This is a genomic window from Rhodococcus sp. T2V, assembly GCF_029269925.1.
GTDB lineage: Bacteria > Actinomycetota > Actinomycetes > Mycobacteriales > Mycobacteriaceae > Rhodococcus_F > Rhodococcus_F koreensis.
Genome location: NZ_JARJBD010000094.1, coordinates 1 through 25,076, shown reverse-complemented (window position 1 = coordinate 25,076; position 25,076 = coordinate 1). Strand labels below are relative to the sequence as shown.

At 63.1% G+C, this 25,076-nt stretch carries 25 protein-coding genes; 8 read left to right on the top strand and 17 right to left on the bottom strand.

The window, feature by feature from the left end; genetic code table 11:
* Nucleotides 1-12 precede the first annotated feature (12 nt).
* On the bottom strand, nt 13-1,062 hold the full coding sequence (locus P3H15_RS43600; RefSeq protein WP_276142979.1) for an LLM class flavin-dependent oxidoreductase: 1,050 nt from the start codon (nt 1,060-1,062) through the stop codon (nt 13-15).
* Nucleotides 1,063-1,270: 208 nt separating this feature from the next.
* On the opposite strand from P3H15_RS43600, the gene P3H15_RS43595 reads away from it, so the two are divergent.
* The 3 genes from P3H15_RS43595 to P3H15_RS43585 all read left to right on the top strand — a co-directional run bounded on the left by P3H15_RS43595 (nt 1,271) and on the right by P3H15_RS43585 (nt 5,293).
* Nucleotides 1,271-2,500: a DUF3500 domain-containing protein gene (locus P3H15_RS43595; RefSeq protein WP_276142978.1), complete on the top strand. Its 1,230-nt coding sequence runs from the start codon at nt 1,271-1,273 to the stop codon at nt 2,498-2,500.
* Between the two features lie 179 nt (nt 2,501-2,679).
* Nucleotides 2,680-3,690 carry an AraC family transcriptional regulator gene (locus tag P3H15_RS43590; protein WP_276142977.1) on the top strand — a complete coding sequence of 337 codons (1,011 nt, stop codon included), beginning with the start codon at nt 2,680-2,682 and terminating at the stop codon, nt 3,688-3,690.
* A gap of 436 nt (nt 3,691-4,126) precedes the next feature.
* Nucleotides 4,127-5,293 carry a HoxN/HupN/NixA family nickel/cobalt transporter gene (locus tag P3H15_RS43585; protein ID WP_276142976.1) on the top strand — a complete coding sequence of 389 codons (1,167 nt, stop codon included), beginning with the start codon at nt 4,127-4,129 and terminating at the stop codon, nt 5,291-5,293.
* A 39-nt stretch (nt 5,294-5,332) separates the two neighbouring features.
* Here P3H15_RS43585 and P3H15_RS43580 read toward each other — a convergent pair whose 3' ends face one another.
* A complete protein-coding gene (locus tag P3H15_RS43580; RefSeq protein ID WP_276142975.1) occupies nt 5,333-5,575 on the bottom strand; it encodes a hypothetical protein in 243 nt (80 codons plus the stop codon).
* A 225-nt stretch (nt 5,576-5,800) separates the two neighbouring features.
* Here P3H15_RS43580 and P3H15_RS43575 point away from each other — a divergent pair, with 225 nt between their 5' ends.
* Nucleotides 5,801-6,241 (top strand): hypothetical protein, encoded by a 441-nt coding sequence (locus P3H15_RS43575; protein WP_276142974.1) that lies wholly within the window; start codon nt 5,801-5,803, stop codon nt 6,239-6,241.
* Between the two features lie 214 nt (nt 6,242-6,455).
* On the opposite strand, the gene P3H15_RS43570 is transcribed toward P3H15_RS43575, so the two are convergent.
* The 8 genes from P3H15_RS43570 to P3H15_RS43535 form a co-directional block, all read right to left on the bottom strand.
* A complete protein-coding gene (locus P3H15_RS43570; RefSeq protein WP_061042676.1) occupies nt 6,456-6,887 on the bottom strand; it encodes a heme-binding protein in 432 nt (143 codons plus the stop codon).
* 539 nt (nt 6,888-7,426) lie between these two features.
* Complete coding sequence (locus P3H15_RS43565; RefSeq protein WP_276142973.1) at nt 7,427-8,323, bottom strand: oxaloacetate decarboxylase; 897 nt, start codon at nt 8,321-8,323, stop codon at nt 7,427-7,429.
* Nucleotides 8,324-8,329: 6 nt separating this feature from the next.
* A complete protein-coding gene (leuD, locus tag P3H15_RS43560) occupies nt 8,330-8,917 on the bottom strand; it encodes a 3-isopropylmalate dehydratase small subunit (protein WP_276142972.1) in 588 nt (195 codons plus the stop codon).
* A gap of 7 nt (nt 8,918-8,924) precedes the next feature.
* Nucleotides 8,925-10,331: a 3-isopropylmalate dehydratase large subunit gene (gene leuC, locus P3H15_RS43555; protein WP_276142971.1), complete on the bottom strand. Its 1,407-nt coding sequence runs from the start codon at nt 10,329-10,331 to the stop codon at nt 8,925-8,927.
* A 512-nt stretch (nt 10,332-10,843) separates the two neighbouring features.
* A complete protein-coding gene (locus P3H15_RS43550; protein ID WP_276142970.1) occupies nt 10,844-12,094 on the bottom strand; it encodes a bifunctional 3,4-dihydroxy-2-butanone-4-phosphate synthase/GTP cyclohydrolase II in 1,251 nt (416 codons plus the stop codon).
* A complete protein-coding gene (locus P3H15_RS43545; RefSeq protein ID WP_276142993.1) occupies nt 12,091-12,543 on the bottom strand; it encodes a flavin reductase family protein in 453 nt (150 codons plus the stop codon). Before P3H15_RS43545 ends, P3H15_RS43550 begins: the two co-directional genes overlap by 4 nt.
* A gap of 147 nt (nt 12,544-12,690) precedes the next feature.
* Nucleotides 12,691-13,863, bottom strand: coding sequence for an LLM class flavin-dependent oxidoreductase (locus P3H15_RS43540; RefSeq protein WP_276142969.1), 1,173 nt, complete (start codon nt 13,861-13,863; stop codon nt 12,691-12,693).
* A 29-nt stretch (nt 13,864-13,892) separates the two neighbouring features.
* Nucleotides 13,893-14,666: an SDR family NAD(P)-dependent oxidoreductase gene (locus P3H15_RS43535; RefSeq protein ID WP_276142968.1), complete on the bottom strand. Its 774-nt coding sequence runs from the start codon at nt 14,664-14,666 to the stop codon at nt 13,893-13,895.
* A 260-nt stretch (nt 14,667-14,926) separates the two neighbouring features.
* On the opposite strand from P3H15_RS43535, the gene P3H15_RS43530 reads away from it, so the two are divergent.
* Entirely contained in the window at nt 14,927-15,589 is a 663-nt protein-coding gene (locus P3H15_RS43530; protein WP_061696893.1) for a GntR family transcriptional regulator, read from the top strand.
* Nucleotides 15,590-16,015: 426 nt separating this feature from the next.
* Here the strand turns inward: P3H15_RS43530 and P3H15_RS43525 are convergent, their stop codons facing one another.
* Nucleotides 16,016-16,747: a sulfite exporter TauE/SafE family protein gene (locus tag P3H15_RS43525; RefSeq protein ID WP_276142967.1), complete on the bottom strand. Its 732-nt coding sequence runs from the start codon at nt 16,745-16,747 to the stop codon at nt 16,016-16,018.
* Between the two features lie 286 nt (nt 16,748-17,033).
* Nucleotides 17,034-17,246, bottom strand: a complete 213-nt coding sequence (locus P3H15_RS43520) for a hypothetical protein (RefSeq protein WP_065493477.1) — start codon at nt 17,244-17,246, stop codon at nt 17,034-17,036.
* A gap of 175 nt (nt 17,247-17,421) precedes the next feature.
* Between P3H15_RS43520 and P3H15_RS43515 the strand changes: the two genes are divergently transcribed.
* Entirely contained in the window at nt 17,422-17,988 is a 567-nt protein-coding gene (locus tag P3H15_RS43515; protein ID WP_276142966.1) for a TetR/AcrR family transcriptional regulator, read from the top strand.
* 45 nt (nt 17,989-18,033) lie between these two features.
* On the opposite strand, the gene P3H15_RS43510 is transcribed toward P3H15_RS43515, so the two are convergent.
* The 4 genes from P3H15_RS43510 to P3H15_RS43495 all read right to left on the bottom strand — a co-directional run bounded on the left by P3H15_RS43510 (nt 18,034) and on the right by P3H15_RS43495 (nt 23,383).
* Entirely contained in the window at nt 18,034-19,356 is a 1,323-nt protein-coding gene (locus P3H15_RS43510; protein WP_276142965.1) for an MFS transporter, read from the bottom strand.
* 28 nt (nt 19,357-19,384) lie between these two features.
* A complete protein-coding gene (locus P3H15_RS43505) occupies nt 19,385-21,316 on the bottom strand; it encodes an NAD(P)/FAD-dependent oxidoreductase (RefSeq protein WP_276142964.1) in 1,932 nt (643 codons plus the stop codon).
* 36 nt (nt 21,317-21,352) lie between these two features.
* Complete coding sequence (locus tag P3H15_RS43500) at nt 21,353-22,504, bottom strand: S9 family peptidase (RefSeq protein WP_276142963.1); 1,152 nt, start codon at nt 22,502-22,504, stop codon at nt 21,353-21,355.
* Between the two features lie 123 nt (nt 22,505-22,627).
* Nucleotides 22,628-23,383, bottom strand: coding sequence for an SDR family NAD(P)-dependent oxidoreductase (locus tag P3H15_RS43495; RefSeq protein WP_276142962.1), 756 nt, complete (start codon nt 23,381-23,383; stop codon nt 22,628-22,630).
* Between the two features lie 269 nt (nt 23,384-23,652).
* Between P3H15_RS43495 and P3H15_RS43490 the strand changes: the two genes are divergently transcribed.
* Entirely contained in the window at nt 23,653-23,982 is a 330-nt protein-coding gene (locus tag P3H15_RS43490) for a YidH family protein (protein WP_276142961.1), read from the top strand.
* Nucleotides 23,964-24,305, top strand: coding sequence for a DUF202 domain-containing protein (locus tag P3H15_RS43485; protein ID WP_346348845.1), 342 nt, complete (start codon nt 23,964-23,966; stop codon nt 24,303-24,305). Before P3H15_RS43490 ends, P3H15_RS43485 begins: the two co-directional genes overlap by 19 nt.
* Here the strand turns inward: P3H15_RS43485 and P3H15_RS43480 are convergent.
* A complete protein-coding gene (locus tag P3H15_RS43480; protein ID WP_276142994.1) occupies nt 24,273-24,620 on the bottom strand; it encodes a hypothetical protein in 348 nt (115 codons plus the stop codon). The two genes, P3H15_RS43485 and P3H15_RS43480, sit on opposite strands and share 33 nt — an antisense overlap.
* Nucleotides 24,621-25,076: the final 456 nt, after the last annotated feature.

Sequence of the window (25,076 nt, the reverse complement as noted above, 5' to 3'; positions counted from 1 at the left end):
CCCGAACATCGGTCAGAGGTCCTTCACGGCGGGCATGACCTGCTCGGCGAAGTTGCGCAGGTACTGGGCGGACTGCTCGAACGACATGCCCGGCCTGCGAGCCATGAGGTGCAGCTCGGTCGGCCCTCCGTGGGCGTAGTCGGCTCGCAGCTGCGCGATGACCTGGTCGGGCGTCTGGAACAGCTTCTCCCAGCCGGGCATGTCCTCCGGGACCTGCGGGATCGTCTCCATCATGAGCGAGCTGTACGGGTGAACGCCCGACCGCTGGTAATGGAATGCATGAAAGAGCCCCTCGCGATGCTCGGCCCACGCCTTCTCGGGGTCGTCGGTCACATAACAGGTGCCGAAGGAGTAGATCTCGGCGTAGTCGCGGGGACGCTGAGCCCGGTCACAGGCAGCGTGCCAAGCCTCGAGCCACTGCCGCCAGATATCACCGCCGGTCAGGCCGAGCATGAAGCCGCCGTGGCCACCCGCGTTCAGGCCGCGCTGCGCGACGCGATCCATCGACTTGTCGGAGAACGCCGCAACGAGCCATACGGGCAGCGGCTCCTGCAGCGGCTTTGGGTTCAACCAGATGTCGTCGAGATTCCACCGCTTGCCGTGGTAGGAAAATGCCTCCTCGGATTGCCAAGCCTGCAGCATGATGTCGAGCCCCTCGTCGAGCATGCTCGGCCGGTGGCGTGGGTTGACCCCGAACATCGGGAACTCCATGTCGAAGGTCGGCCCGACCTGCCCGAGGCCGACGTCGAGGCGGCCCCCACTCACGATGTCGAGCACAGCGAGCTGCTCCGCGAGCAGCACCGGATGGTAGAAGGGGACCTGGATGATGTTGGTCCCGATCCGGATCGTGCTCGTGCGGCTCGCCGCAGTGGCCAAGGTGATCGGGAGCCCGGGGTTGTAGCCGTCGGGGTCTCCGTGGTGCTCACACAGGCTGATGGCGTCGAAGCCGAGTCGCTCCATCTCCTCCATGTGCTCGAAGGTCCCGCCGTAGAACTCGGGCCAGGGAATATGCCATTGCGACGCAGCAGGATTGCGAAAGTCGTACAGGACACCGAACCGCACTGTCCACCTCCAGTCTCGAAGTTGTCTGAGTCAGCTAACCGGGAGAAGTTCCACCCGGGCATCCGCTTTTCGCCGCGCCTCGGCCGCCGATCGCGGTACCTCGGTTTGAGCCTCTGGCTGGACGTAGGACGGCGGAAACCGGATCAGTCGGCCACGTTTGTCGCAGTACGGTTCGCCCCACTGACGTACGACGAGAGGTGATCCGGACATGAGCGATGCGTTGCATTCGGCGCGGCCGAGAACCGCCAAGCTCCCGTTCCACAACGGCAGAGTCGATCTGAGCGACGAAACCGAGGTCGCAAACCTGATGGAGGTAATCGGAGACGCCGAGCTGCCTCCGGTCGTGGAGTCCGCTGCAGAACCCTTCGTCGGCATCACAACCGACGGCATGACAGTGCCGGACCTGTTTCACCTGGCAGACGAGGGTCTCGACGGCAAGCGTCTGGTCCGGGCAGCCGAGGGCTACCTCGAAGGGTTGCGCCCCGAGCAACTCACGGCAGCGGTGCTCCCGCTGGACGCGCCCGAGTGGCGCCTGTGGATCAACGCCTTTCTGACCTTCCCTGAGCATGGATTACTACTCGACGACCTCGCAGAACCACAGCGCCGCGCAGCCCTCGACGTGATCGCGGCGAGCATGAGCGGCGCCGGATTCCGCAACGTTCGCGCAGCCATGCGGCTCAACGCGGAGCTCGGCGACATTTGTCCGGGGTACGAGGACACGTTGCGGGAATTCAAGTACTGGTTCACGATCTTCGGCACGCCCTCGGTCACCGAGCCCTGGGGGTGGCAGCTCTTGGGCCACCATCTCGACCTGCATTGCCTGGTCGTCGGCAACCAACTCGTCATGACGCCGACCTTCCTGGGCACCGAGTTCGACGGGCATACCCTCTTCGCCGAGCACTACCGAGCAGCCGCCGAACTACTCGGCTCGCTCACCTCGACACAACGGCGCCAGGCCGTGCTGTACCCATCGATCAGCTCGACCGATCTGCCATGGGAACTCGGTGGCGCGATCGACGGCCGGCACCGAGCCGGTGCTGGCCGGGACAATCGCGTCATCCCCTACGAGGGCATCAAAGGTGACGCGCTGTCACTCGGCCAACGCGAGTTGCTCCTCGCCGTGGCGCGTCCCTATCTGGCGGCTCTCCCGCCCGGGCCGTTCGAGGCGAAGCGCGCTCAGGTTCAGCGCCACATCGAGGAGACTCGCTTCGCCTGGATCGGCGGAAGCGACCCAGGTGAGGCCTGCTACTACCGGATGCACGGCCCCGTGCTGCTCGTCGAGTACGACAACCACTCGGGAATCTTCCTCGACAACCCCGAACCCGAGCCGTACCACGTGCACACGATTGTTCGGACACCGAACGGCAACGACTACGGCCGGGACCTGCTACGCAGCCATCATCAGCGCCATCACCACGTATCCGCGGAAACTGGCTGATCGGAAGCGAGACGTGGCTTCCCACGTCCAGCGCGCGCCATACGATAGACCTACTCGGGCTGCACCGACGACCAGCAGGCACGGTGAAGTAGACGAGCGTCGAAGGGATCGAGGCAATGGAGCCGAGCGGACCAGCCGAACTCGAGGTCCTCGCGGAGGTGGGGCCACCAGCCGGCAGGATGCAGCGCACGACCGACCCGGACGAGGCGGCAACGGCGATCACCGACGCCTATGCCCCGCACAAGATGCAGATCACCGGTACGCCGAACCGGTTCGACATGCGCCTGTGGAGCAACAGCATGCCCGGTCTGGATTTCGGTTACATTCAGCTCGGAACCGACGTTCGGTTGTATGCCCCACCGCCCCCGTACTACATCGTCGTGCTGGCGGGCGCCGGCCGTGTGCGGATCGGGTCGAAGCGGGATTCTGTGCTGGTATCGGGCTCCAGCGGCGTGATCACCTCGCTCCAGGAGCCGGTCTTCTTCGAGGACTGGAGCCAGGATTGCCGGCTCGTCACAGCACGCTTCAAGCCTGTGGCCCTGGAGCGCGTGCTCGCCTCGCTGCTCGGCAGGTCGCCGGTAGAACCGATCCGATTCAACTTCCGGATGGATCTTGGGGGCGCACGCGAGGGCTCGTTCCTGCGCGCCCTGCAGCTGCTGCGGACCGAACTTCAGCGCCCGGACGGAATGACGTCCGACCCCGTGATGGCCGGCGGTCTGGCCGGGCTGGTGATGACCGGGCTATTACGCGGGCAGCCGCACAACTACTCCGACCAACTGTCCGACGTAGGTCGAGCGGAACCGCCTGCGGTCATCCGTAATGCCGTCGAGCTCATCGAAACCCGTGCTGCCGACATCCTCTCGGTGACCGATGTCGCGAGAGGAGCGGGGCTGAGCGTGCGCGCGTTAGAAGAGGGTTTCCGCCGACACGTGGGAATGCCGCCCATGGCCTACCTGCGCGAGCTCAAGCTGGCCCGGATTCACAGTGAGTTACAACGATCGGAACCTGATCAGACCACTGCGGCTGCAGTTGCAAGGCGTTGGGGCTTTAACCATTACGGACGGTTCACGGCGACCTACCGCGCCCGCTACGGAGCCAGTCCGGTAGAGACGCTGCAGCGATCGCCGAGCGTCCTGTCCCGAAGCGGAGTTTGGCGGCCAGAAAATGACCCCCGGAGGACATTTGCGTAGGCATCGTGCGCATGCCGATTAGATGTCGATTAGATGGGTCGAGCGTCCAGGGTGGGCAATATTAAGGTGCCGGAGAGTCCTCACATTTTGTTCGTAGCGCCAGTTCCGACGGCATCGAAGCGCTCAGCAACGACCGCTGGTCGCTTCCGTCTCAGCTGAGACATCCATGAATAGTCCACCCCACTACAGACACCGTAGGAACTGCAACATGCCAACCCTATTCCTTCATGCCTTCATTGCTGCGCTCAGCCTCTTCCTCCCCCGTCGCTTGATACGCATCCCACAAGATATCGTCCGTGAACTTGCACTCGCTCACGCCCAGGCACGATGGGTCCGCTTGTGCGTCGAGGAGCCCGAGCAACACTCGCCGTAGCTTCGACTGGGAAGACGCGGAGGGGGCTACTTCAGTCGCGCAAAGTTCTAGTACGAGATGAGGATGCTGATGGCATATCGATGGACCCGGGCAGAGCGATCGGCCGTGCTTGGCATGGGGGCGTTGGTCCTGCTGCTCAACCTCCTTGGATGGGCCTCCCTCCTTGCCCTGGCCGCGCCGAACGACTACAAGATCGGCGAGGCGGGTGTGTTCGGAGTCGGTACCGGGGTGACGGCTTTCCTGCTCGGTGCGCGTCACGCGTTCGACGCAGACCACATCGCTGCCATCGACAACACCACGCGCAAGCTCGTCGGCGAGGGCAAGCCCACCATGAGCACCGGATTCTGGTTCAGCCTCGGCCACTCGTCCGTCGTGTTCGCGCTGTCACTGCTGTTGGCAATCGGGGTCAAATGCCTGGCCGGACCTGTGCAGGACGAGTCGTCGGCCCTACAGCACACCCTCGGCGTCGTCGGCACACTCGTCGCTGGCTGCTTCCTGCTGATCATCGGCCTGATGAACCTCAGCACGTTGTTCGGCATCGCGCACATCTACCGACACACGAAGGCGGGCACCTTCGACGAGGAGCAGTTTGAGCATCACCTGCACAACCGCGGCTTCCTCGCGCGGATCTTCAAGCGCGTGACACAACGGGTTAGCAAACCATGGCACCTCTACCCCGTCGGCCTGCTCATGGGTCTTGGCTTCGACACGGCGACCCAGGTCGCCCTGCTCGTGCTCGCAGGAGGCACCGCCGCCGTATCCCTCCCGTGGTACGCCGTCCTAGTCTTCCCTGTGCTGTTCACAGCAGGCATGACGCTGTTCGACACCCTGGACGGAGTCTTCATGGCACAGGCCTACAAGTGGGCGTTCCTGAGGCCCCTGCGTAAGATCTACTACAACTTCACGGTCACGATGCTGTCGGTGACCGTCGCCTTCTCCATAGGCGTCATCGTGCTCTTGCAGCTCGCCGCCGATGAGCTGCGTGTGCCTGCCATCGAATGGGTGGGGAGCCTCGACCTCAAGTACATCGGGTTCGCGATGGTCGCCCTCTTCGTGGTTGTCTGGGCCGCCAGCCTCGCCATCTTCCGCCACTTCAAAGACCGAGCTGATATGGAACGGCCACTAGCCCAAATTTCCGGTAATCCTATCGCTCCGGCCAGGGACATCCCTGGATCTTGGATGTCAAGCGACGAGGTCCGTACCGACCGAGGTGGAGAACACCTGGTGTAGCAGAACGGGGTTCACCGCCCGTCATATGTGGTGCCTCTTTCACACCTCATCCGGATCGGTGGGGGAGTATCCGCCGGGTCGCTCGAACCGCTCCAGCATGCGCTCATCCAGTGAGGTGGCATCCCATGGCTTGTCGGCCCACAACAAGCTCCGAAGAAGGCTGCGGAGTAGATACCATCCCGTCCAGGACGCGCTGAACTCCTCATCGCCGAGCTTGACCGTCCATTTCCTCGGCGAGTCACCATGAGCGATCTTGGATCGAATGCCGTAGAACTGCTTCAACAGGCTGTACGTGTTCTCCAGCGGAATGTCGGCGGATCAGCAAACGCGATTGCAGCTCGCTGCGCCATACGGTGCGTCAGTGCATCGGGCTCCTTGCCGACGAGTGCCTCAATCCCAATCGCTACGGCGAGAATGACGTCCTCAAGATCATCACGGAACGTCTGCAAAGAGGCAGCCCACCTATGGAGGCGACAGGACACCCTCGACGCATATATCAACACGCTGGTGATCGACCGACTCACCACGGAGGACCCGAAGCCCCTCCTCGACAAGTCCGACGACGGGGTCAATGTCCGAGTCCCGGAGGGAGAACGGGCCAGGCAGAACCGGCTCGAAGCGTTGGCACATATCTTCACAGCCGGCGCGGTCGACGGAACCCAGCTGAAAGCACGAACCACGCAAGTCAGGTACGACGTCGCCCGGGCCGACGCCGCCCTCACCGCCCAGACACAATGGGACCGGCTGGCGAAGTCGATCGGTGCCGACGATCTCCGCGCACGATGGGAGAAGATCGATGTCGACGATCTCCACGCACGATGGAAGAATATCGACGCCGATCCGCGCGGCACGGCAATCGCACTGCTGATGACGGTGACCAAACTTCCGTCCCCGCGGGGCCGCCAGGGGTTCGACCCGGCGTACGTGCGCATCGCCTCGAAGCCTTAACCTTCTTGAAGTGATGTCACCTGCCCGACCGGCTCGTGGTTCCCGTGCGCTGGTCCCGACGGCGCGACCAGCGCAGATGCAATCATGGACTCACCTCTCGATGGCGTGCTCTCAAGGATATCGCCGGCGACGACCACGCCGAGATGCACTGGGCCTGGCCCGGTGGACCGATGCCGGGTGTGGCATCGGCCCACCGGCCGCGGTCCCGTCGCTCTCATGCGGTGAGCACGGACTCCACGGCTGCGAGCGCGATCTGCTCATCTTCGCTGTAGTGGGCCCCGCTGACGCCGACCGCGCCGATCACGCCGAGTTCGGGATGGCTGATCTGCTCGCCGCCGCCGAAGACGGCGTAATCCGGAACGTTCGTCATGCCGTGGAGCAGCGCAGGGTCGGTCTTGATGAAGTCGAAGAGTGCTCCGGTGTTGAATCCGGAGGTGGCCGCGGTGCGTGCCTTGCGAACTGCGATGTCGGTGGACAGCACCGATGCACCCTCCATCCGTTGATAGGCCTTGAGTACGCCGTTCGGGTCGGTGACCGCGATGGTCACGGCCAGTCCCAGCTCTTGTGCCTTCTGCAGACCGGCTTCGATCGCCGCGTTGGCCGCGCGGAGGGTGATGGTGTTGGTGGTGAAACTGGGTGACGTCATGATCGTGTCTCTTTCTCTTTTGAGTGGTACTTCGAGGCCAGGTTTTCCGCGGCCGTGTGTAGTCCCGGTTGCCGAACTCCGTGGCCGTGCCGCCGTCTGCCGGACCAGGGCGAAATCGATATCTCGGCGGGCTTTGTGACTTCGAGTTTTCAATTTTCTTGGGCCGGATTGCCCAGTTCAGGTCGCTCTTTGTTCGCGTTGGATGGGCTTGCGCTCGCTCGGTGTGCACCGTGCGAGGCTGAGCGCGGGTGGACGTCGTCGTCGCTGGTGTCTGGGAGTTGGCCTCCTCCGCACGTGGTCGATCACAGGGCGGGGCTGGTTCTTCGGAGATCTTTGCGAAGAATCTTGCCGGAGGCTGATTTCGGGATCAGGTTGATGAACTCGACCGCCCGCACCTTCTTGTGCGGGGCGACCTGGTCGGCGATGGAGCCGAAAAGGAAGTCGTAGACACTCAGGTCCGGGATCTCGACGTCGGGAAAGGGCTCGGAAATGTCATGGCGGAAGTTTCGTTTCGATTGAGGTGATGATGCTGCGAGGTCTCACTGCGCCAACGGTGAGACGCGGGCCTGCTCGAGTTCGGTCACCTCGGCGTCGGCCCAGCTCAGCCAGTCGTCCAAACCGACAGCACTGAACAGTTCCTTGGGGCTGGCCGCTGCCGGCGGTTTACCGTGCAGGCGTAACTCTGTGAGCGCGTAGTCGATTGCTCTCATCGCTGCTGTGATTGTCAGCGCCGGATAGATCGCGATCCTATAGCCCAGCTCGGCGTACTCGCTCGCGCTCAGCACTGGGGTGCGGCCGCTGGCAATGACGTTGATCATCAACGGCGCGGGCACCTCTGCTCCAATGGTGCGCACGTCCTCGAGCGACGCGGGAGCCTCGACGAAGATGATGTCGGCGCCGGCGTCGATGTAGAGATGCGCTCGGGTGATGGCTTCGTCCAAGCCTTGAGGTGCGATGGCATCGGTCCGCGCGATGATCAGCATCTCGTCGGTGCCTCGGGCTTTGGACGCCGCGTGCACGCGACTGACGGCGTCGGCGCGACTGACGACGTCTTTGCCGTGCAGGTGGCCGCACCGCTTGGGGAAGGTTTGATCTTCGATTTGCACGGCCGCGACGCCGCGCTGCGCCAGCCGTTCGACGGTGTGGCGGATGTTGATTTCGTTGCCGTATCCGGTGTCGATGTCGACGATGAGGGGCACATCGGTCGCGCCCTGGAGGCGGCCGACGTGGTCGATCATCTCTGAGCCGGTCATGATCCCCAGGTCAGGGCGGCCGATGACCGACACCGAGGCTGCGCCACCGCTGACGTAGCCGACTTCGAAGCCGCTGCGCTGGGCGAGGGCTGCGCTGAGTCCGTCATAGATGCCGGGGGCGGTGAGAATGCTGTGGTCGTCGGCGAGCAGGTTGCGTAGCTGTATTGCCTTGGTATTTGCCATGGGTGTCTACTTCCTCGTCATGGGGATGCGCGCATGCTTCTTCTCGAAGTCGGCGATGACCTGGTCGTATGCGAGCGTGAGGTCGATATCGTCCAATCCCTCGATGAATCGGCGGCGCAGATCGGCATCGATGAGGAGGGGTTCGCGTCGTCCCGACCAGTCCACGCTGTATTCGAGCAGATCGACCTGAATCTGTAGCTGGGGATCGTTGAGCACATCGTCGACCAAGTGGGCGTGTGAGTCCGGTGCGAGGCGAATCGGGAGAAGGCCGGCGCGACCACAGTTCGTGTAGAAGATGTCTCCGAAGCTGGGTGCGATGACGACCGCGAAGCCCCAATCTTGCAGCGCCCACACAGCATGTTCGCGTGAGGATCCGGTCCCGAAGTTCGCACCTGCGACCAGCACGGTGGCTTCCGAGCGGTGGGGATCGTTGAGGGCGAAATCAGGGTCCCGTCGCCATCTCGAGAACAGGTGCGGGGCGAATCCGCTCCGTTTGGTGGTCAGGCAATGGCGTGCGGGGATGATCTGATCGGTGTCGATGTTGCTCTGGGGCACAGCAATTGCGGTTCCGCGGTGACTCGTTACTTTTTGCATGGCTCCGTCACAGGTCGTTCGCTGAGGCGAGGTGGCCGAGCACCGCGGTGGCGGCGGCGGTGGTCGGAGAGACAAGGTGGGTGCGCACGCCGCTGCCTTGTCGGCCTTCGAAGTTCCGATTCGAGGTCGAGGCGCATCGCGTACCGGGCTCGAGGAAGTCGTCGTTCATTGCCACGCACAGCGAACAGCCAGGAGAGCGCCACTGCGCGCCGGCCGCCTCGAAGATGACGTCCAGGCCTTCGGACTCTGCGCGACGCTTCACCTCCGCCGATCCGGGGACGACTACCGTCGTCACGTGCTCGGGGATCTGGCGACCCTGGAGGATCTCCGCTGCCGCTCTCAGGTCATCGAGGCGCCCATTGGTGCACGAGCCGATGAAGACCGCATCGACGGCGACGTCGCGCAATGGTGTGCCGGGAGTGAGGTCCATGTAGTCCAGTGCGCGGGTGATCTGTTCACGCCGGCGTGCATCTGGCTCCCCGACGGGGTCGGGAACCGACGAGCTGACCGGCAGCGCCTGCCCTGGGTTGATCCCCCACGTCACAAACGGTTCCAAGTCGGCGACGTCGAGAGTGACCTCTCGGTCGAAGGTGGCGTCGTCGTCGGTGAGCAACTGGTCCCAGTTGTGCTTGCTTTCAGTCCAATCGTCGCCCACCGGTGCATAGGGACGACCGCGCAGATAGTCATAGGTCGTGCGGTCCGGCGCAATCAGCCCGGCGCGCGCACCGGCCTCAATAGACATGTTGCACAGAGTCATTCGACTCTCCATGCTCAACTCGCGAATCGGTTGGCCGCGATACTCGATCACGAATCCTTGGGCGCCGCCGGTCCCGATCTCGGCGATCAGGTGCAATACGAGGTCCTTCGCTGTGGTACCGCGCGGAAGCTTTCCGGTGAACGTGACGGCCATGGTCTTCGGTCTGGTCATCCACAGTGTCTGAGAGGCCAGGACATGCTCTACCTGCGAGGTGCCGATGCCGAACGCCAACGCCCCGAACGCACCGTGCGTGCTGGTGTGGCTGTCGCCGCACACGATCGTCATGCCCGGTTGCGTGATGCCGAGTTGAGGGCCGACTACGTGCACGATGCCCTGATCAGCTGATCCCAGCGAGTGGAGGGCGATACCGAATTCGGCACAGTTCTTCCGCAGGGCCGACACCATCTCCCGGGCGACGGGATTGTCGTCGCCGGACCCGAGCAGGTTCGGTCGAGTGGAGACGACGTGGTCTTCTGTGGCCAATGACAGGTCTGGGCGACGGACCGTTCTGCCGGCGATGCGGAGCCCTTCGAAAGCCTGCGGGCTCGACGCCTCATGGAGAAGGTGGAAGTCGATGTAGAGCAGGTCGGACTCGCCGTCTGGCGACTGTGTCAGCACGTGACGGTCCCAGATCTTGTCGATGATGTTCCTGGCCATACGTTACGGTCCTTGTCTAATTCGTCGATCCGGCAGCACGGGGAGTCGCGTTCTGTCCGTGGTGTGGCTTGTATCCGAGGCGGCGAGACAGGGTTTGTCCGGACTCGACCAACACTGCGCCCGCCGGTCGACACCACCCGCCCGATCTGGCTGGCCGACGACGCCGCCGCCGCCCGAGATCACGCGCAGGCTCCGCGGCCACGGGTTCACCGAGACCATGCTCGCTGACGACGTCCCGCCTTACGCGGTGAGGACTAGCGTGTTTGGAGAAGTCATGGCTGTCGGTGGGCCACCCACTCGAGGGCTGGGTCAGGGAGGCGCTGTGCGGTCATGGGGCACGAAGGATTCGTCGTGTGCGCTCATGATCATGGCTGCCCAACGCGCATTGACGCGTGCAACCGCAATACTCCGAAAGATCCGACGAGCGCATCCAATCACTGAGCAGGCGAGGCGTTTGTGCATTTGATATGTGTCTTTCAGGTCCTCCGGGCGTGCGCTGGGTGCGTCCGACGCTAGCTCGGCATAGTGGATGCGATTGCTTGGTCTACGTCGAGAAGATGGCCCATCCGTTCACGCTTCGAGCGGAGGTAGCGCTGATTGTGTTGGGTTTCGATCGGCGGATGAACGACGCGCTCGACCACATGGACGGCAGAGTTGTTGAGGCTGCGGTACTTTTCGAGATTGTTGGAGATCAGACGAATCCGTCGAACTCCTAGGTCGGTGAGAATCTGTGCCGCGACGTCGTAGGTGCGGGCGTCGGCAGGCAGACCTTGTGCCGTGTTTGCGTCAACGGTGTCCAGACCTTTGTCCTGGAGACCGTAGGCTCGGATCTTGTTCACAAGTCCGATGCCACGGCCCTCATGGCCACGTAGGTACACCAAGACTCCGCATCCTTCGTCGGCAATGTCCGCCTTAGATTGTGCGAGTTGGGTTCCACAGTCACAGCGAAGGGACCCCATGACGTCGCCGGTCAGGCATTCGCTGTGCACCCGTACGAGAACACCTTGCTCGGATTGTCCGGCACTCGCGACGTCCCCCATCACCAACGCGAGGTGCTCGGTGCCGTCGAATGTGGACCGGTAGGCATGAGCTCGGAAGTCGCCTAATTGCGTCGGAATTGCCGAGCTGGCCAACTGCGCTACGGTCCGTTCAGTTGACCGACGATACCGGATGAGATCGGCGACTGACAGCAGTGGCAGGCCGTGAGCGTCGGCAAATTCACATAGGTCTTCTCCGCGGCGCATCGAGCCGTCGTCGGCGACGATCTCCGCGATGACTCCCACACCACTGAGGCCGGCCATGGTCGTCAGATCGACGGCGGCTTCGGTATGCCCAGGCCGGGTCAGGACGCCGCCCCGCCGTGCCCGAAGTGGAAAGACGTGCCCCGGCCGGTGAAAATCGACCGGGCCACTGTTGGAGTCGGCCAGGGCTCGAACCGTCAATGATCGGTCATCGGCGCTGACGCCTGTGCCGACGCAAGCATGATCGACAGTGATAGTGAAGGCAGTTCCGTGCGTGTCGGTGCTCTCGGACACCATGAGTGGCAGTTGTAGAGCATCAGCCCGCTGGCTGTTCATCGCCGCGCAGACTATCCCGGTGGTATGTCGCACGATGAAGGCCATCTGCGCGGGCGTGAGAAACTCCGCGGCCATAACCAGGTCGCCTTCATTCTCGCGGTCGGCATCATCGACGACGATAATCATGCCGCCCGCCGATAGGGCTGCGATGGCGTGCTGAACCAACACCGATGGCGAGGCGTTCATCGGACCGACTCGAGCGGTGCGTGAGTGCCGAACTTGCGCTTGTGATACGTGAGGGGCTGGATGTCGGCCGCCGTCGCCTCTTTCACTCGACCGAACGCGATCACGTGATCACCGCCGTCGACCAACTGCGAGACCACACACGCCAGCCACCCACTTGTACCGACTAGTTTCGGTACACCGCTCCGAAGATCCCAGTCCACGCTGTCGAATTTGTCGAGACCTTTGCGCGCGAATGTCGTTGCCAGATCTGAGTGCGCGCTACCGAGGATGTTCATTCCGAACTGTTCGCTCTCTCGAATGATCCGTAGTAACTCGGACCCACGCTCGAGACAGACAAGGACCATGGGCGGCGTCATCGACAGTGACGCAAAAGCGCTGACTGTGGTGCCATGAGGTCGCGCACCATCCATGGCGGTTACGACAGCGACGGGTGTGCACACTCCTGCCATAACATCCTTGAGCTGGGTGGCTGTCGTGTCGGTCGAGGTATTCACGGGAGACTCCGGGGTTCTATGCGCTTGAAGTGAAGATCTGATCGCAGGACAGAAGGACGCGAAGTCGCTGCGAGGGCCTGAAGAAAGAGATATTCACGGTCGTCACAGTGCCACTCTTTCGGTGGTGAGGTCGGCATCGGCAGTGGTCACGATTTCTGACCGGAGTCCCGCCTGAATGAGGAGGGGCAGAATCTGCTCCCGGTACTGAGCGATACCTTCCTCGTAGTTGACCCAACTCAGGGTGCAACCATTCAGACCCGCACGGGACATTCTCAGGATTCCGTCGGCAATCTGCTCGGGGGTCCCAACCAGAGGCTGGGCGGCATATCCAGCGACCATGCTCGTCAGCGCGGATTTCGTGCTCATATCCATCGCCTCGACATTTGTGGCGGCGACACCCATCATTTTCGCGGCGCCCTCCCAATCACCTTTCTGGTTGACGTAGTAGTCGAAGTAGGCTTTGGCTTCCTTCTCGGTGTCGGCACAGACGACGTAACCCATTCCCATTACGGCGATCTCGCGGTTGTATTCGTCGCGAGCGGTTCTCCGTGCCACTTCGGCCTTTGCGGCATGGGCAGCAATGTCTTCGGCCATGATGAAGTTGATGTTCGCGTGCTCGGCGGCGAAGGCTAGACCTGCGCCACTGGCACCCGCACTCATGATCAGCGGGCCGGGGGACTGCACGGGGCGTGGGGAGGAGTGCACGCCCTTTCCGCGAAAGTACTTGCCCTCATAGTCGAAGGTATCCTCATTCCACAAACGCTTGATGATCGAAACCCACTCCGCGGCAACAGCATATCGCTCGTCATGCGGAAGCTGGGGAACTCCGAACATCGCGAATTCGGGTTCGTTCCAGCCCGCCACGATGTTCAGGCCGAAGCGTCCTCCGCTGATGTGGTCAACCGTCGCGATTTCCTTTGCAATACGGAGCGGATGAGCTGTTGGCACGTGGATTGTTGCGAGCACTTGGAGCCGTTCGGTGACAGCAGCCACCGCGGCCGCCCAGGTGAAGGTCTCGAACGAGCGGTCGTTGAAATTGACGGCTCCGCCTGGCCCCTTCCACCGTGCCACAGGGACCATGGCGTCGAGGCCGGCCGCGTCAGCCGCTTGCGCAATGCGTCTTGTTTCGGACCAATCGACCGCGATGGTTCCCTCGGCGGAGGTGACCGCGCAGCCTCCGCTGACATTGGCGCCAAAGACTGCGAGCTTGAATGCGTTCTCGCTGTTCAGCAGGGGTGCGTCGGTAGACGCTTTTGTTTGATCTTCCGTGCTCACTGCAGACTTCCCATTCGTGTGGATGTTTGTCACGATGCGCTCCAACCGCCGTCGACCGGCACTGCTGCGCCTGTCATGAAGGACGCGTCGGAAGAGGCCAGGAACACGACCACCGCTGCCACTTCGTCTGGAGTGCCCAGTCGCTTGATCAGCTGCCGCGCGACCAGCAACGCCTCTGCCTCTTCCTGCCGGCCGGACCCCAACGCTGCGTTCACGTAGGTCCACGGCATGGAGGTGTCGATGGTGCCCGGGCAGACGACATTGACGCGCACGCCGTGGGGTGCGAGGTCCGCCGCCAGTGCCCAGGTCAACCCGACCACAGCGGCCTTGGATGAGACGTAGCTAGCGCCGGACGGCATACCCAGCAATCCGAGTACCGAAGACTGATTGACGATCGAGCCCTTGGTTTCGATCAGGTGCGGCAGTGCCTCCTGGACGAGAAAGAAGGGCGCGCGTGCGTTGATTCCATAGATGTGATCCCACGAAGCCTCCGTGATGGATTCGGGGGTACCGCCAACCATGATTCCCGCGTTGTTGATAAGGGTGTCGAGTCGGCCGAACTCGCCGACTGCCCTAGCGACAATCTGCTTCCTAAACCCTGCATCGGTCACGTCGCCCGGCTCGGTGACCACTTTCCCTCCGAGTTCGGCGACCTCAGTGGCGACCGCGGCCAAGCCCGCCGGATCCACGTCCGTCAGGGTCATCGCGACATTCTCGGCGGCCAACCGGCGCGCAATTGCTCGACCGATCCCCCCCGCTGCTCCGGTGACCAGCGCAGACGCGCCCTCTTCAAACCTGCTCATGACACTCCTGTGATTAGTCGCAGTCCGACCCCCGGGAAAACTTCGCCGGAGGGGCACTGGCTCTTGTAGTGCGGAGCCAGAGACCACCGTCCTGTGATCTGGGACTCATCTATCGTCCTACGAAATCTAGGGATGATTTGGTAGGTTGTCAACTAGGCCGATTTCGTGACGGCGCTTGCGACGATGGTTGGATGTCAGCAACAAGCGTTTCGCTGCGCCGACCGGCGCAGCGGTGAATGGCTGACAACTGGGAGGTCTGAATGGCGATCGAGACGGTCCAGCCCGGAACCGCCGTGCAGCGGGCTGTTCATGCCATCCGCGAGGGCATCCGGTCCGGCCGGTTCGTACCGGGCCAGCGGTTGATCGAACCCGACCTCACCCGAGAATTAGGAGTCGGGCGCAACGCCCTTCGGGAAGCGTTGGCGCAGCTCGGCAGCGACGGTCTCGTCAAGCTCGAGCCGCACCGTGGCGCCTCCATCCGCCGCCTCACACGAGAAGATGTTGCGCACTTCTACCAGGTCCGAGAAGCGCTGGAGGGGATGAGCGCGCGATTGGCGGCAAGCAACATCGACCTACCAGGACACCGAGAACGTCTCGAGGCTGCGGTGACCACTGCGCGCGAAGTCGCAGCGCAATACGACCAGCCCCGATACCTGGACGAGAACTTTCGGTTTCACCGAGTGATTGTCGAACTCACCGAAAACCCACGGTTGATCGAACTGACCGATCGGTTGGAAACTCAAACATTTCGTCTCCAGTTCCGGTCAGCCCAGGCCCAATTCGACTATTCAATGGCCGAGCACGAGGAAATCGCAGCTGCGATTCTGTCGGGCGACAGCGACCGGGCAGAGTCGTTGATGCGCTCTCACCTCCAGCACACCTGTAGCGAGATCCTGAAATTGCCGAGCCACGACTTCGCCTAGGTTTTCATTCGAAAACTCGGTCCGACGTGGGTGATCAGCGCTCGACGCCTTCGTGGAAGTACTCGGAGCTTGCCCCCGATCCCTCGTGATGACTGAGATTCGAAGTTCGCATGGTGACGTCCTACCCGACCGCCGGCGATCATGTCCCGTGGCGCGGCCCCCACGACAACCATGGACGGCCGGAGCTGTCGACCGCGAGCACCGACCGGGCGATCCGGACGGCGTCGAGAGAGTCGGTCTCCCGATGCTACGGCGGTGCACGGTGACATCTAGAGAAGTTTGGCGGTGGTTTGCCTGCTATCGGGTGTGGGCTGATGGCTCACATCAGGGCGAGTGTGGAACCGTCACTTCGCCTGCGCTCGGCCGAGTTGTGGAGGACCTGTGCGGCGTGGAGGAGGACCCGTGTGGGGCGTTTGAGGGCCGGGATCAAGTCGAGAGCAGCACGGACAGACCTCCTGCAGCGATCAGCAGGATCACTCCCTTGCGGAAGGTGTCTGCCGGCAGCCGCCGTGCGAAGCGGGTACTGATGGCTGTTACAGCCAACGCGACCGGTAGCCAACAGGCGACTCCGATCAGAATGGTCCCGGTGTCGCGGGGTGCGCTCATCACGACCACCACAGCCGACAGGATGCTGGAGGACACCAGGAATCCGGCCAGGTCAGCGAGTGTCGAGGTCGCGCTGCGCCCTTCACGGGCGTACATGACCGCAGGGGGCACTCCGTTCAGCGATGCGACGATGCCCAGCACACCGGCTACGGCGCCGACCCCGGATGCTGCGGCACCCCCGAACCGTCGGCCAGTGGGCCGCGACGTCGCCAACACGAGTGCTGCCACGAGAACGGCGACTCCCACCCCCTTCTTGAGGATGGCCATATCCACGTGTTCGAGAAGGAGCCACCCGAGAGCTATCCCTGGCACAGTGCCGACGAGAAGAGTCAGTACACGGCGGTAGTCGATCTCCCGCCACAACTGAATGGCAACGGTCAGTCGGGTCGACATGCCGAAAGCCAAGTTGATCGCCACCACCGTGGGTAGGGGCAGGCCGATCAGCAGGAAGAGCGGGGTGGAGACCAACGCGAACCCGAATCCCGACACTCCCCCGATCGCCGCCGCAACTGCGACGACTACTGCTCCCAGGAACAACTGTTCCACGACCACGTCATTTCTCCTTCCGTTTCGCACCGATCAGGTTCTGGCACGTGGGATGCGGTGCGACCGGCCCAGGTACTTCGAGTCGCCGGCCGGTCGGTCGCGAACCTGTTCAGAGCAGTTGGGTAAGACAAACGCCTGCCCCCAACGCTATTGAGACACTGACGGCCGCCGGTCCGAGGTCAGGCATGGGGCGCGGGTCGTGGGGATTTCTCCGATAGCGGCGAGCGCGCACAATCGCGGCTGCACGCTCCACCTCTGCCAAGGTTCGTACTGCCGCGACGCGATCTGCTGCTCAGCGCTCCGGTAAGCGGTTGTAGTACTTGTTTCCCCGTCCTGGACGGTTGGCCGCCCAGTTGTCGATCGTCTCGGGAAACCAGCCGTCCATGGTTCCGATCCGTACATCGGCGGGCGGGAGCATCCCTTTGGCGCGGTAGCTCTTGATCGTGTTCACCGAACGATCGACACGAGCAGCAAACTCTGCGATCGACAATCCGCGGACGGTCACTTCGTGAGAATACACCCAACCGGGTCACAATAGGCCCGATCTGGCGTATTGTGGTCCTTGTGAAATTACCCCTGAGCCTTCCCCCGGTAGGTCTACGCTGCGGCTCGGCATCCTGTTCAGCAGGCCGGGCAGGACGCCGAGGAGTCGGCCGCCGAACAACGCATAGGATCGGAACGTGACTGGTTCGAAGAAGGCGGCGGCCGCGGAGGCGGTCAAGAGCGACTCCGATTCGCGGACCGAGCTTGTGCGAGGAGCTCAGAGACTGCTGGCCCAACGCCCTCCGAGCGGCATTACCGGAAAGCAGATCGCGAAAGAAGCGGGCATTCACTACGGGCTCATCTACCACTACTTCGAGTCCAAGGATGCTCTGTTCAAGGAGGCGATGCAGCAGCTGACCGATGAGTACATTGCTCATCGAGACGCCACGGTCGATCGGAGTATCCCGCTGCCCCGGTTGCCGTTCGAGGGCCATGAGCTGTGGTGGCGGGCGGCGGCGAATTTCTCCGCGGATGGCGGGGCCTCGTACACCTCCTTGGGTTGGACGTATCCGGTGATGAACCACGAGTTGGACCAGATTCTTGCGCACCATCCGGAATTGAGCGAGTTCGAGGCAAAAGCCCATATCGTGCGCGAGGTCTGTACGAACTTCGGCTGGATGTTCTTCAAGGAAACCTTGGCTCGCGGAATGGAATTGAGTGAGGAGCAGATGAAGGAGCTGGGACATTTCATATCGGAACGATAGGAAGTTGTCCCAGCTCCTTCATCGGTGCCGCGGTGCACCGATCGGTTAGGTGGCGGTGTGCTCGAACATCAGTGAGATCCGGGCGGCTTCACGTGCCGGATTGATGAGGAAGAGGCCAGCGATGCCGCCGGCGAGGACCAGCACACCCGATACGACGAACGCTTCGAGGTAGCCGTCTCCGCCGGAGGCGGAACCGACGATCGCGCCGAAGACTGTCGGGCAGACGACGCCGCTGAGGGTGATGATCGCGACGTAGATCCCGAGAGCGGCGCCGCGTTGGAGTACGGGCACGAATTCAGAGATCAGTGTGGCACCGGTGGTGAAGGTGACCAGGCCGAGTCCGAACCCGATACACAGGGCGATGGTTTGGAGTGCCCCGGGTGGTATCAACGCGCTGGCGATGATGAATGCTCCGGCGAGCGTGACACTGCCAGCGGCCACGACGCCGCGGGCCACTCGTGTGCTGACGCCGCGTTTCATCATGGTTTGAGTGGCGAGGGCCAGGGTGATCAGGAAGAAGATTGCGGTTAACGAGACTGCCATCACGATGGTCGACGCGCCCTGCGCTGTGTAGCCCTGTGCTTTTCGTAGGAAAGCCGGGAGCCAGGCCGAGACAATCGCCAGAGCCCAGTATGCGGCAAGACCCACGCATACGGTGCCGATGTAGGTTCGGCTGAGCAGTATCTTCCGGTACGGGACTCGTCCGTCGCCGTCGAATATCGAGCCGCTCGTGGATGCGGCTTTGCTCCCGCCGCTGTAGGGTCCGTCTTTGCCGACGAAGTACCACACCGCCATCCAGATCAGACCTGCCACGCCGACGACGAAGAACGCCCAGTGCCAGTCGTGGTTGCTGATCACCCACGTCAGTCCCGGCGCGGCTATGGCGATGCCACCGAAGGCGCCGACATTCTGCAGCGCGATGGGAATGTTGCGTTCGTTGTCACGAAACCATTGGCCGGCAGCGTGAAACGACAATCCAGCGGAGGGGCCTTCGCCCAGTCCCAGCAAGATCCGGGAGAGCAGGATGACGCCGAATGCAGGGGCAAGCCAGATCGAGAATTGGCTGATCGACCACAGGGCCACCATGATGACCAGCAGCCACTTCACGCTCCGTCTGTTGGCGAGGAAGCCCGCACCGACAGCGGAGAGCGAGAACAGGAAATAGATCGAGCTGGCGAGGAGCCCGTACTGACTCGGGCTCACATCGAGGTCGTCCATGAGCGGCACTGCGACGAGCCCCAGAACCGCCTTGTCGGCCCAGTTCACCAGCGCCAGCACCACGAGCATGAACGTCACGGCCCAGGCTCGGGCGGTGGACCGTTCGAGTACGGGCGCGGTAGGGATGTGCGCTCCAACGTTGACAGACATGACATTAACCTTCGGTTCAGGGTACTCGTTACCGAGCCAGCGTCGATTCGGACGGTGATGTGGTGTTCGGGGCGTCGAGGACATAGTCGTCGAGGTCCACCTCTTGGGTCATGGCCCAATACTCGAATGACGTCCACGGCATGTTGGTGGTCACCCGGCCGGCCCGGTTGCGGTACCAGGTCCCTGCCGGGGAGACCGACCACACCATCTGGGCGAGCCGGGCATCGAGTTGTTCGTTGTACCTGGTGCAGGCGTCGTCGCTGACGTCGGCGGCGGCAACATTGCGTTCGATCATGGTCTTGACCAGATCGGCGATGTACCGGGACCAGTTCTCAGCCTGGGCGAAAATGCTCCCCCCGGTACCGATGTTGGTGTTGGGCCCGTACATGATGAAGAAGTTCGGGAACCCGGGCACCGTGATGCCGAGATAGGCACGCGGATCATCGTCTCCCCAGACGTCGCGGATCGAGGTTCCTTGGCGCCCGTAGACGGAGTACGACGCCAGCATCTTGGATGCCTCGAACCCGGTGGCGAATACCGCGACATCGATGGGATGCCGGTTCCCGGCGTCGTCGATGATCGCGTCGGCCTCGAAACACGGGGTACGTGAACAGACCAACTCCACATTTTCCCGGCGCAGCATCCGGTACCACCCGTTGTCGCGCAACATCCGCTTGGTGAACGGCGGGTAGTCGGGCAGCACCTGGGGCAACAGGTCGTGTCGGTCCCCCAGTTCATCGACGATGTATTGGGTGAGCACCTCGCGCATTCTCGCGTTCTCCGCGCTGATCGAGCCGTCGTCGCCATGCCAGTTAGGATCCACTGTCTGGGCGGGGCGCATGACATCGTTCTGTGAGAGCAGGGTGCGGGCGCGGAACCAACGTGCGTAGGCCGGGACATGGGCCAGCAGCCACTTCTCGCCGTCGGTGACGGTGTCACTGTAGTTCTCGACACCGACGTTCCACTGGGCACTGCGCTGGAATACGGTCAGGTGGTCGACGATGGGTGCCAGGGCGGGACCGATCTGATTTCCGCTGGCGCCGGTGCCGATCAGGGCGACACGCTTGCCTTCGACCGAGACCGAGTGATCCCACTCGGCGGCGTGGAAGGCCGGACCTTCGAAGTCGGTGAGCCCGGGCAGGTCCGGGATGCTGGGGCGATGGAGAAGACCGGCTGCGCTGATCACGATGTTGGCGCGGATGTTGCGGGCGTCGCCGTCGGCGGTGCGGGTCGCCACCAGCCATGTCTGATCGTGTTCGTGCCAGGTGGCGGAGAGGACTTCGGTGTTGTAGCTGATGGAATCGGAGAGCCCCTCGGTCGCAACGCAGTCACGGATGTACGCCAGAATCTCGGGTTGTTTGGCGTAGTAGCGATCCCAGTCGGGCTTGCGGGCGAACGAGTAGGAGAAGTAGTGGCTCGCGATGTCGACACCGCATCCGGGATAGGTGTTGTGATGCCAGGTGCCACCGCAATTGTCGCTCTTCTCGACAACTTCGAAGTCGATACCGAGCCGTTTCAAGTGTCGTGCTGCCGCGATACCGGACAGTCCGGCACCGATGATGAGCACGTGGAACGAGTCTGCGGCATCCGGTCGCCCGGTGGTCCAGTGCACCTCGCCCGTGTCGGTCAGTCCCATCTCCTTGTAGAGCAATGCGTGTTCGGCGGGGGGCAGCGGTGATCCTGCGGCGTGGTCGAGCAGCGCGTCGATCACGGACAAGTCGGGGTTCGCGTGGAGGTCGCTGGTGAGAATGGCATCGGCCAGGTGTTCTCTGAGTTCGCCGGCAATGTGGTCGGGGAAGGTGTGGTCCCACGGTGACGCACCGGTGATGTAGGACGACCACCGCTGCGCGTAGGACCGGTCCTGGGTGAGCTCGCACAGGGTGAGTAGTTGGGTGGGGACTTCGCCTTCACGCAGGATGGCGGTGAGTTCGTCGCGTGTCACGGTGGGTGTGGTCGTCATGGGTGTGGGTTCTCCAGTCAGGGGTGAGGAGGTTGTCTATTCGGACGGCCGTGGTGCACGGTCGATCCGGTTGCGCAGCCAGGTGCGTGTCACATGGTGTTTGTCGGCGGGATAGCGGTTGATGACGTGTTCGCCGCGTTCGAACAACGCCATGTGTTTGTCGGGTGAGGGAACCTGGTCGAGCAGTCGTTCGCCGTCTTCGAGGGACACCATCGGGTCGGAATCGCCTTGCAGGAGCAGGAACGGGCACGTCAACTCGATCCGGTCCGCGGACAGCTCCATCGACTCGAACACCGCGCGGACCTGCTCGTCGGTGGGGGCTTCTCCGCAGAAGGTGCCGAGTTTGCGGGCGTAGCTGCGGCGCACCAACGTTGATGCCATCGAGATCACCGGACCGTTGCTGCACACTGCGGAGAAGATGGGATAGCGGGACGCAATCAGCACGACCAGGGCGCCGGCCATGCTGTTGCCGACCGCGGCGACGGGCATGCCGGCGGCGCGATGCACCAGGTAATCGCAGATCTGTTCGTAGGACGCCAGCCAGTGCGGCGTCAGGTAATGCCGGTGGACGAATCGAGTCTCACCCTGTCCGGGGCCGTCGAGGACAACGGCGACGAACCCCTCCTCGACCAGTGGCAGCGCGGTGCCCTCCCAATCCATGGACCAGCCGTCGACTCCGCCGTGCACGAGAACAACCGGATGTGGCCCTTCGGTTTCCGGCGTGATCACCCATGCGGCGACCGGGCCGCCGACGGTGTCGATGACCACGTGCTCGTACCGGCGATCGTGTGCTCGCGCTGTGGCGAAGTTGGCGGCGGCAGCCAGGTACGTCGCCCGCCGGTCGGCGGTGTTGCCGAGGTCCATGACCTGGCTGATCCGTTGCAACGCCGATGCGCGAGCGAACAGATCCGCCTGAGACCGGACGGTGCGTGGCAAATCCGCATCGTCTGCGCGGACCAGGAGTTGATCAGCCAGCGCCAGAGCCGATCCCCGCCACGATTTCCCCTCGGCTACCAGGTCCATCAGGCGCAGGGCGTCTCCAGCTTCGACTCCATACGCCAGCAACCGGTGCAGAGAGAACTGACGTAGCGCAGCCGTGGTCGCGGCCGCGTCGACGTCGGTCCGCCCGATATCGCCGGGATATCTGAAATCGTCGACGACGAGGGTAGAGCGAGAACGTGCAGTCAAGGCAGTCTTCCTAGTTTTCGAGTCGAATGGGGTCGACGGCCGGCTCGGCGATGCGGGCTGAGAATCGAATCGCCCGGTGCGAGCAGCCCGAGAATGTGATCACTCGTATGCGCCGGTGACTACTCAGGCGCCGTTGGTTGCGGCGGTCATGGCATCGGAGATGATGCGCAGACCGAGATGACCCAGAGCTCCGCCGTCGACCGGAATGTCGACACCCGAGATCCACGAGGACACATCTGACATCAAGAACAGCACCAGCGGAGCCACGTCCAGGGCCGAGCCGACCCGCCCGAGGGGAATCAAACTCAAATGGGCGTCGATGAACTGCTGTGGGGTCTGATCCTGCATCGGCGAGTGGATATACCCCGGCAAGATGCTGTTGACGCGAATTCCGCGCGGACCGAGTTCCATGCTCGCGATACGCGACAAACCCCGTAGAGCCCATTTGCTCACGCCGTACCCGGCGGCCAGGTGCGCACCCGCTCCAGCGATCGAGCTGATGTTGACGATCGATCCCCCGTTGGTCATCAGCGGTGCCAGGGTCTGAATGCCCAAGAACGGGCCGGTGGTGTTGACCTCGATCAGCTTGTTCCAGTCATCGAGCGAGATATCCTCCAGACGTCCGGCGCGGCCACGGGCTCCGACGATTCCCGCATTGTTGACCAGACCGAAAATCGATCCGTAGGTCTCCTTCAGCTCCCCTGCCAAACCCGCCCAGCCGGAAGGCGACGTGACATCGAGTCGCCGGTACACGACACCATCGGGCAGCTCAGCTTCGGGCTCGCGTACGTCGGTCACCACCACGGTGGCCCCTCCCGCGGCCAACTGTCCCGCTTCCTCCCAGCCCTGTCCACGCGCGCCCCCGGTCACGACGACCACACGACCATCCAGTGCCATTGCACCCATAATTCAACCTGCCTCTGCTACTAGTTCCAGAGCCCTGACCGCGTCATCGATCGCGGAGTGATTCATCGCCTGACGGGCACCTGTGTGATTCAGACCACCCATAAACTAGGCGTTGACTGACAGCTTAGTCAACCCCACAATTTGGGGGACCATCCAGCACGAAAGGTGTGATCAGTGTGGGTAGATCGCTGAGCGGCCGGGGCGCATCAACCGCCACAGGCCCGTCCGAGGAGCCGCCGGACGTGGCCGATCGAGAGCCTGACTATCGTTTCACGCTGGCCAACGAGCGCACGTTTCTCGCATGGATTCGGACCGCGCTCGCACTTCTCGCCGCCGGTGTGGCAGTCGGCGAACTCTTCGCCACCGAGACAGACAGCCTCGGGCACACCGCCCTCGCCGCCGCTTGCGTCACCGTGGCTACGACACTGTCCTTGGGCGCCTTCCATCGCTGGCGACAGGTGCAGGCGGCCATGAGACGCGACAAACCTTTGCCGTCGCCGATGATCGTTCGCGTGACCGTCACAGGGGTGTGCATCATTGCGATCGCCTGCACATGTGTCGTGGCCCTATGACGGCAACACCCCAACGCGACCCCGGCCTGCAGCCCGAGCGCACGGTGCTGGCGTGGCGACGGACAACCCTGACCGCAGCCAGCCTCACCCTCCTCTGCTGCCGCGCCTGGTCTGTCGACCATTCGACCGCGAGAGCCATCACCTTCACTCTGAGCGGTGTTCTACTCGGCGCACTCTGCGCCGGAATGGCGCAACGCGCACATCACTCTCGCGCAGATCCACAATGCACGCGCCCGGCGTCGATACCTTTGCTTTTCGCGATCAGCGCATGCGGGATCTGTATCGGTGCTTCACTTCTCGTATCCTTCTCCAGTTCCGCGTAGTCCGTCTGTCTCCGCGAGAAGGGATGGACTCGACGAATCGGCGGTATCGCTCCTTCCACTGTTCGGTGCGGGGGTCTCAACGCCAACAAGTTCGTCGTCATCAGCGGCGAACCCCGCCACCGCGGCAGCCTCGACACGTGGCCGTTCATCCACCACTACGGCGACAGCGAAGGCCCCGGCAACGGCAACCGGCCCGCCGTCGAACAGGTCCGCGTCCTGCCCACCGAGAACGGAGACCTCCTGGTCAACGTCTACCAAAGCGTCGACAACGGAGCCGGCGCGATCGACACCTTCGGCCTCCCCCCGCGTCGCCATCCGCTACGGGCGCGCAGCACCCGGCGGGCTCCCCGGCGACGACGCCGACGAAATCCTCGTCTACGTCGGCAACGGACAGGACTCCTACTGGGCCACCATCGCCCACATCGACGTGCACGACGGCATCCTCACCGTGGACGGCGAAACCCGCTACAGCCACCCCGGAGCGAACACATGCCCGGACTCGACACCACCGGTACCTGGTCCGCGAACCTGCAAACGGTCCCGTCGGTCGCAGCAAGAAAGCGCACCGCGGAATCGGACTCACCAAATACACCGGCCGCTGCCCCGCCCCCACCGGAAAGTACTGACCATGCCCCTACATACCCCGAAACGCCTTCCCCGTGCCGCCGGCGTGCTCACCGCCCTCACCGGGACACTGCTCCTCGGTGCCGGTCCCGCTAGCGTGAGTTTCCTAGGTAGCCGAGTTTTCGTGTCGCGTCGTGCGTGTTGAGC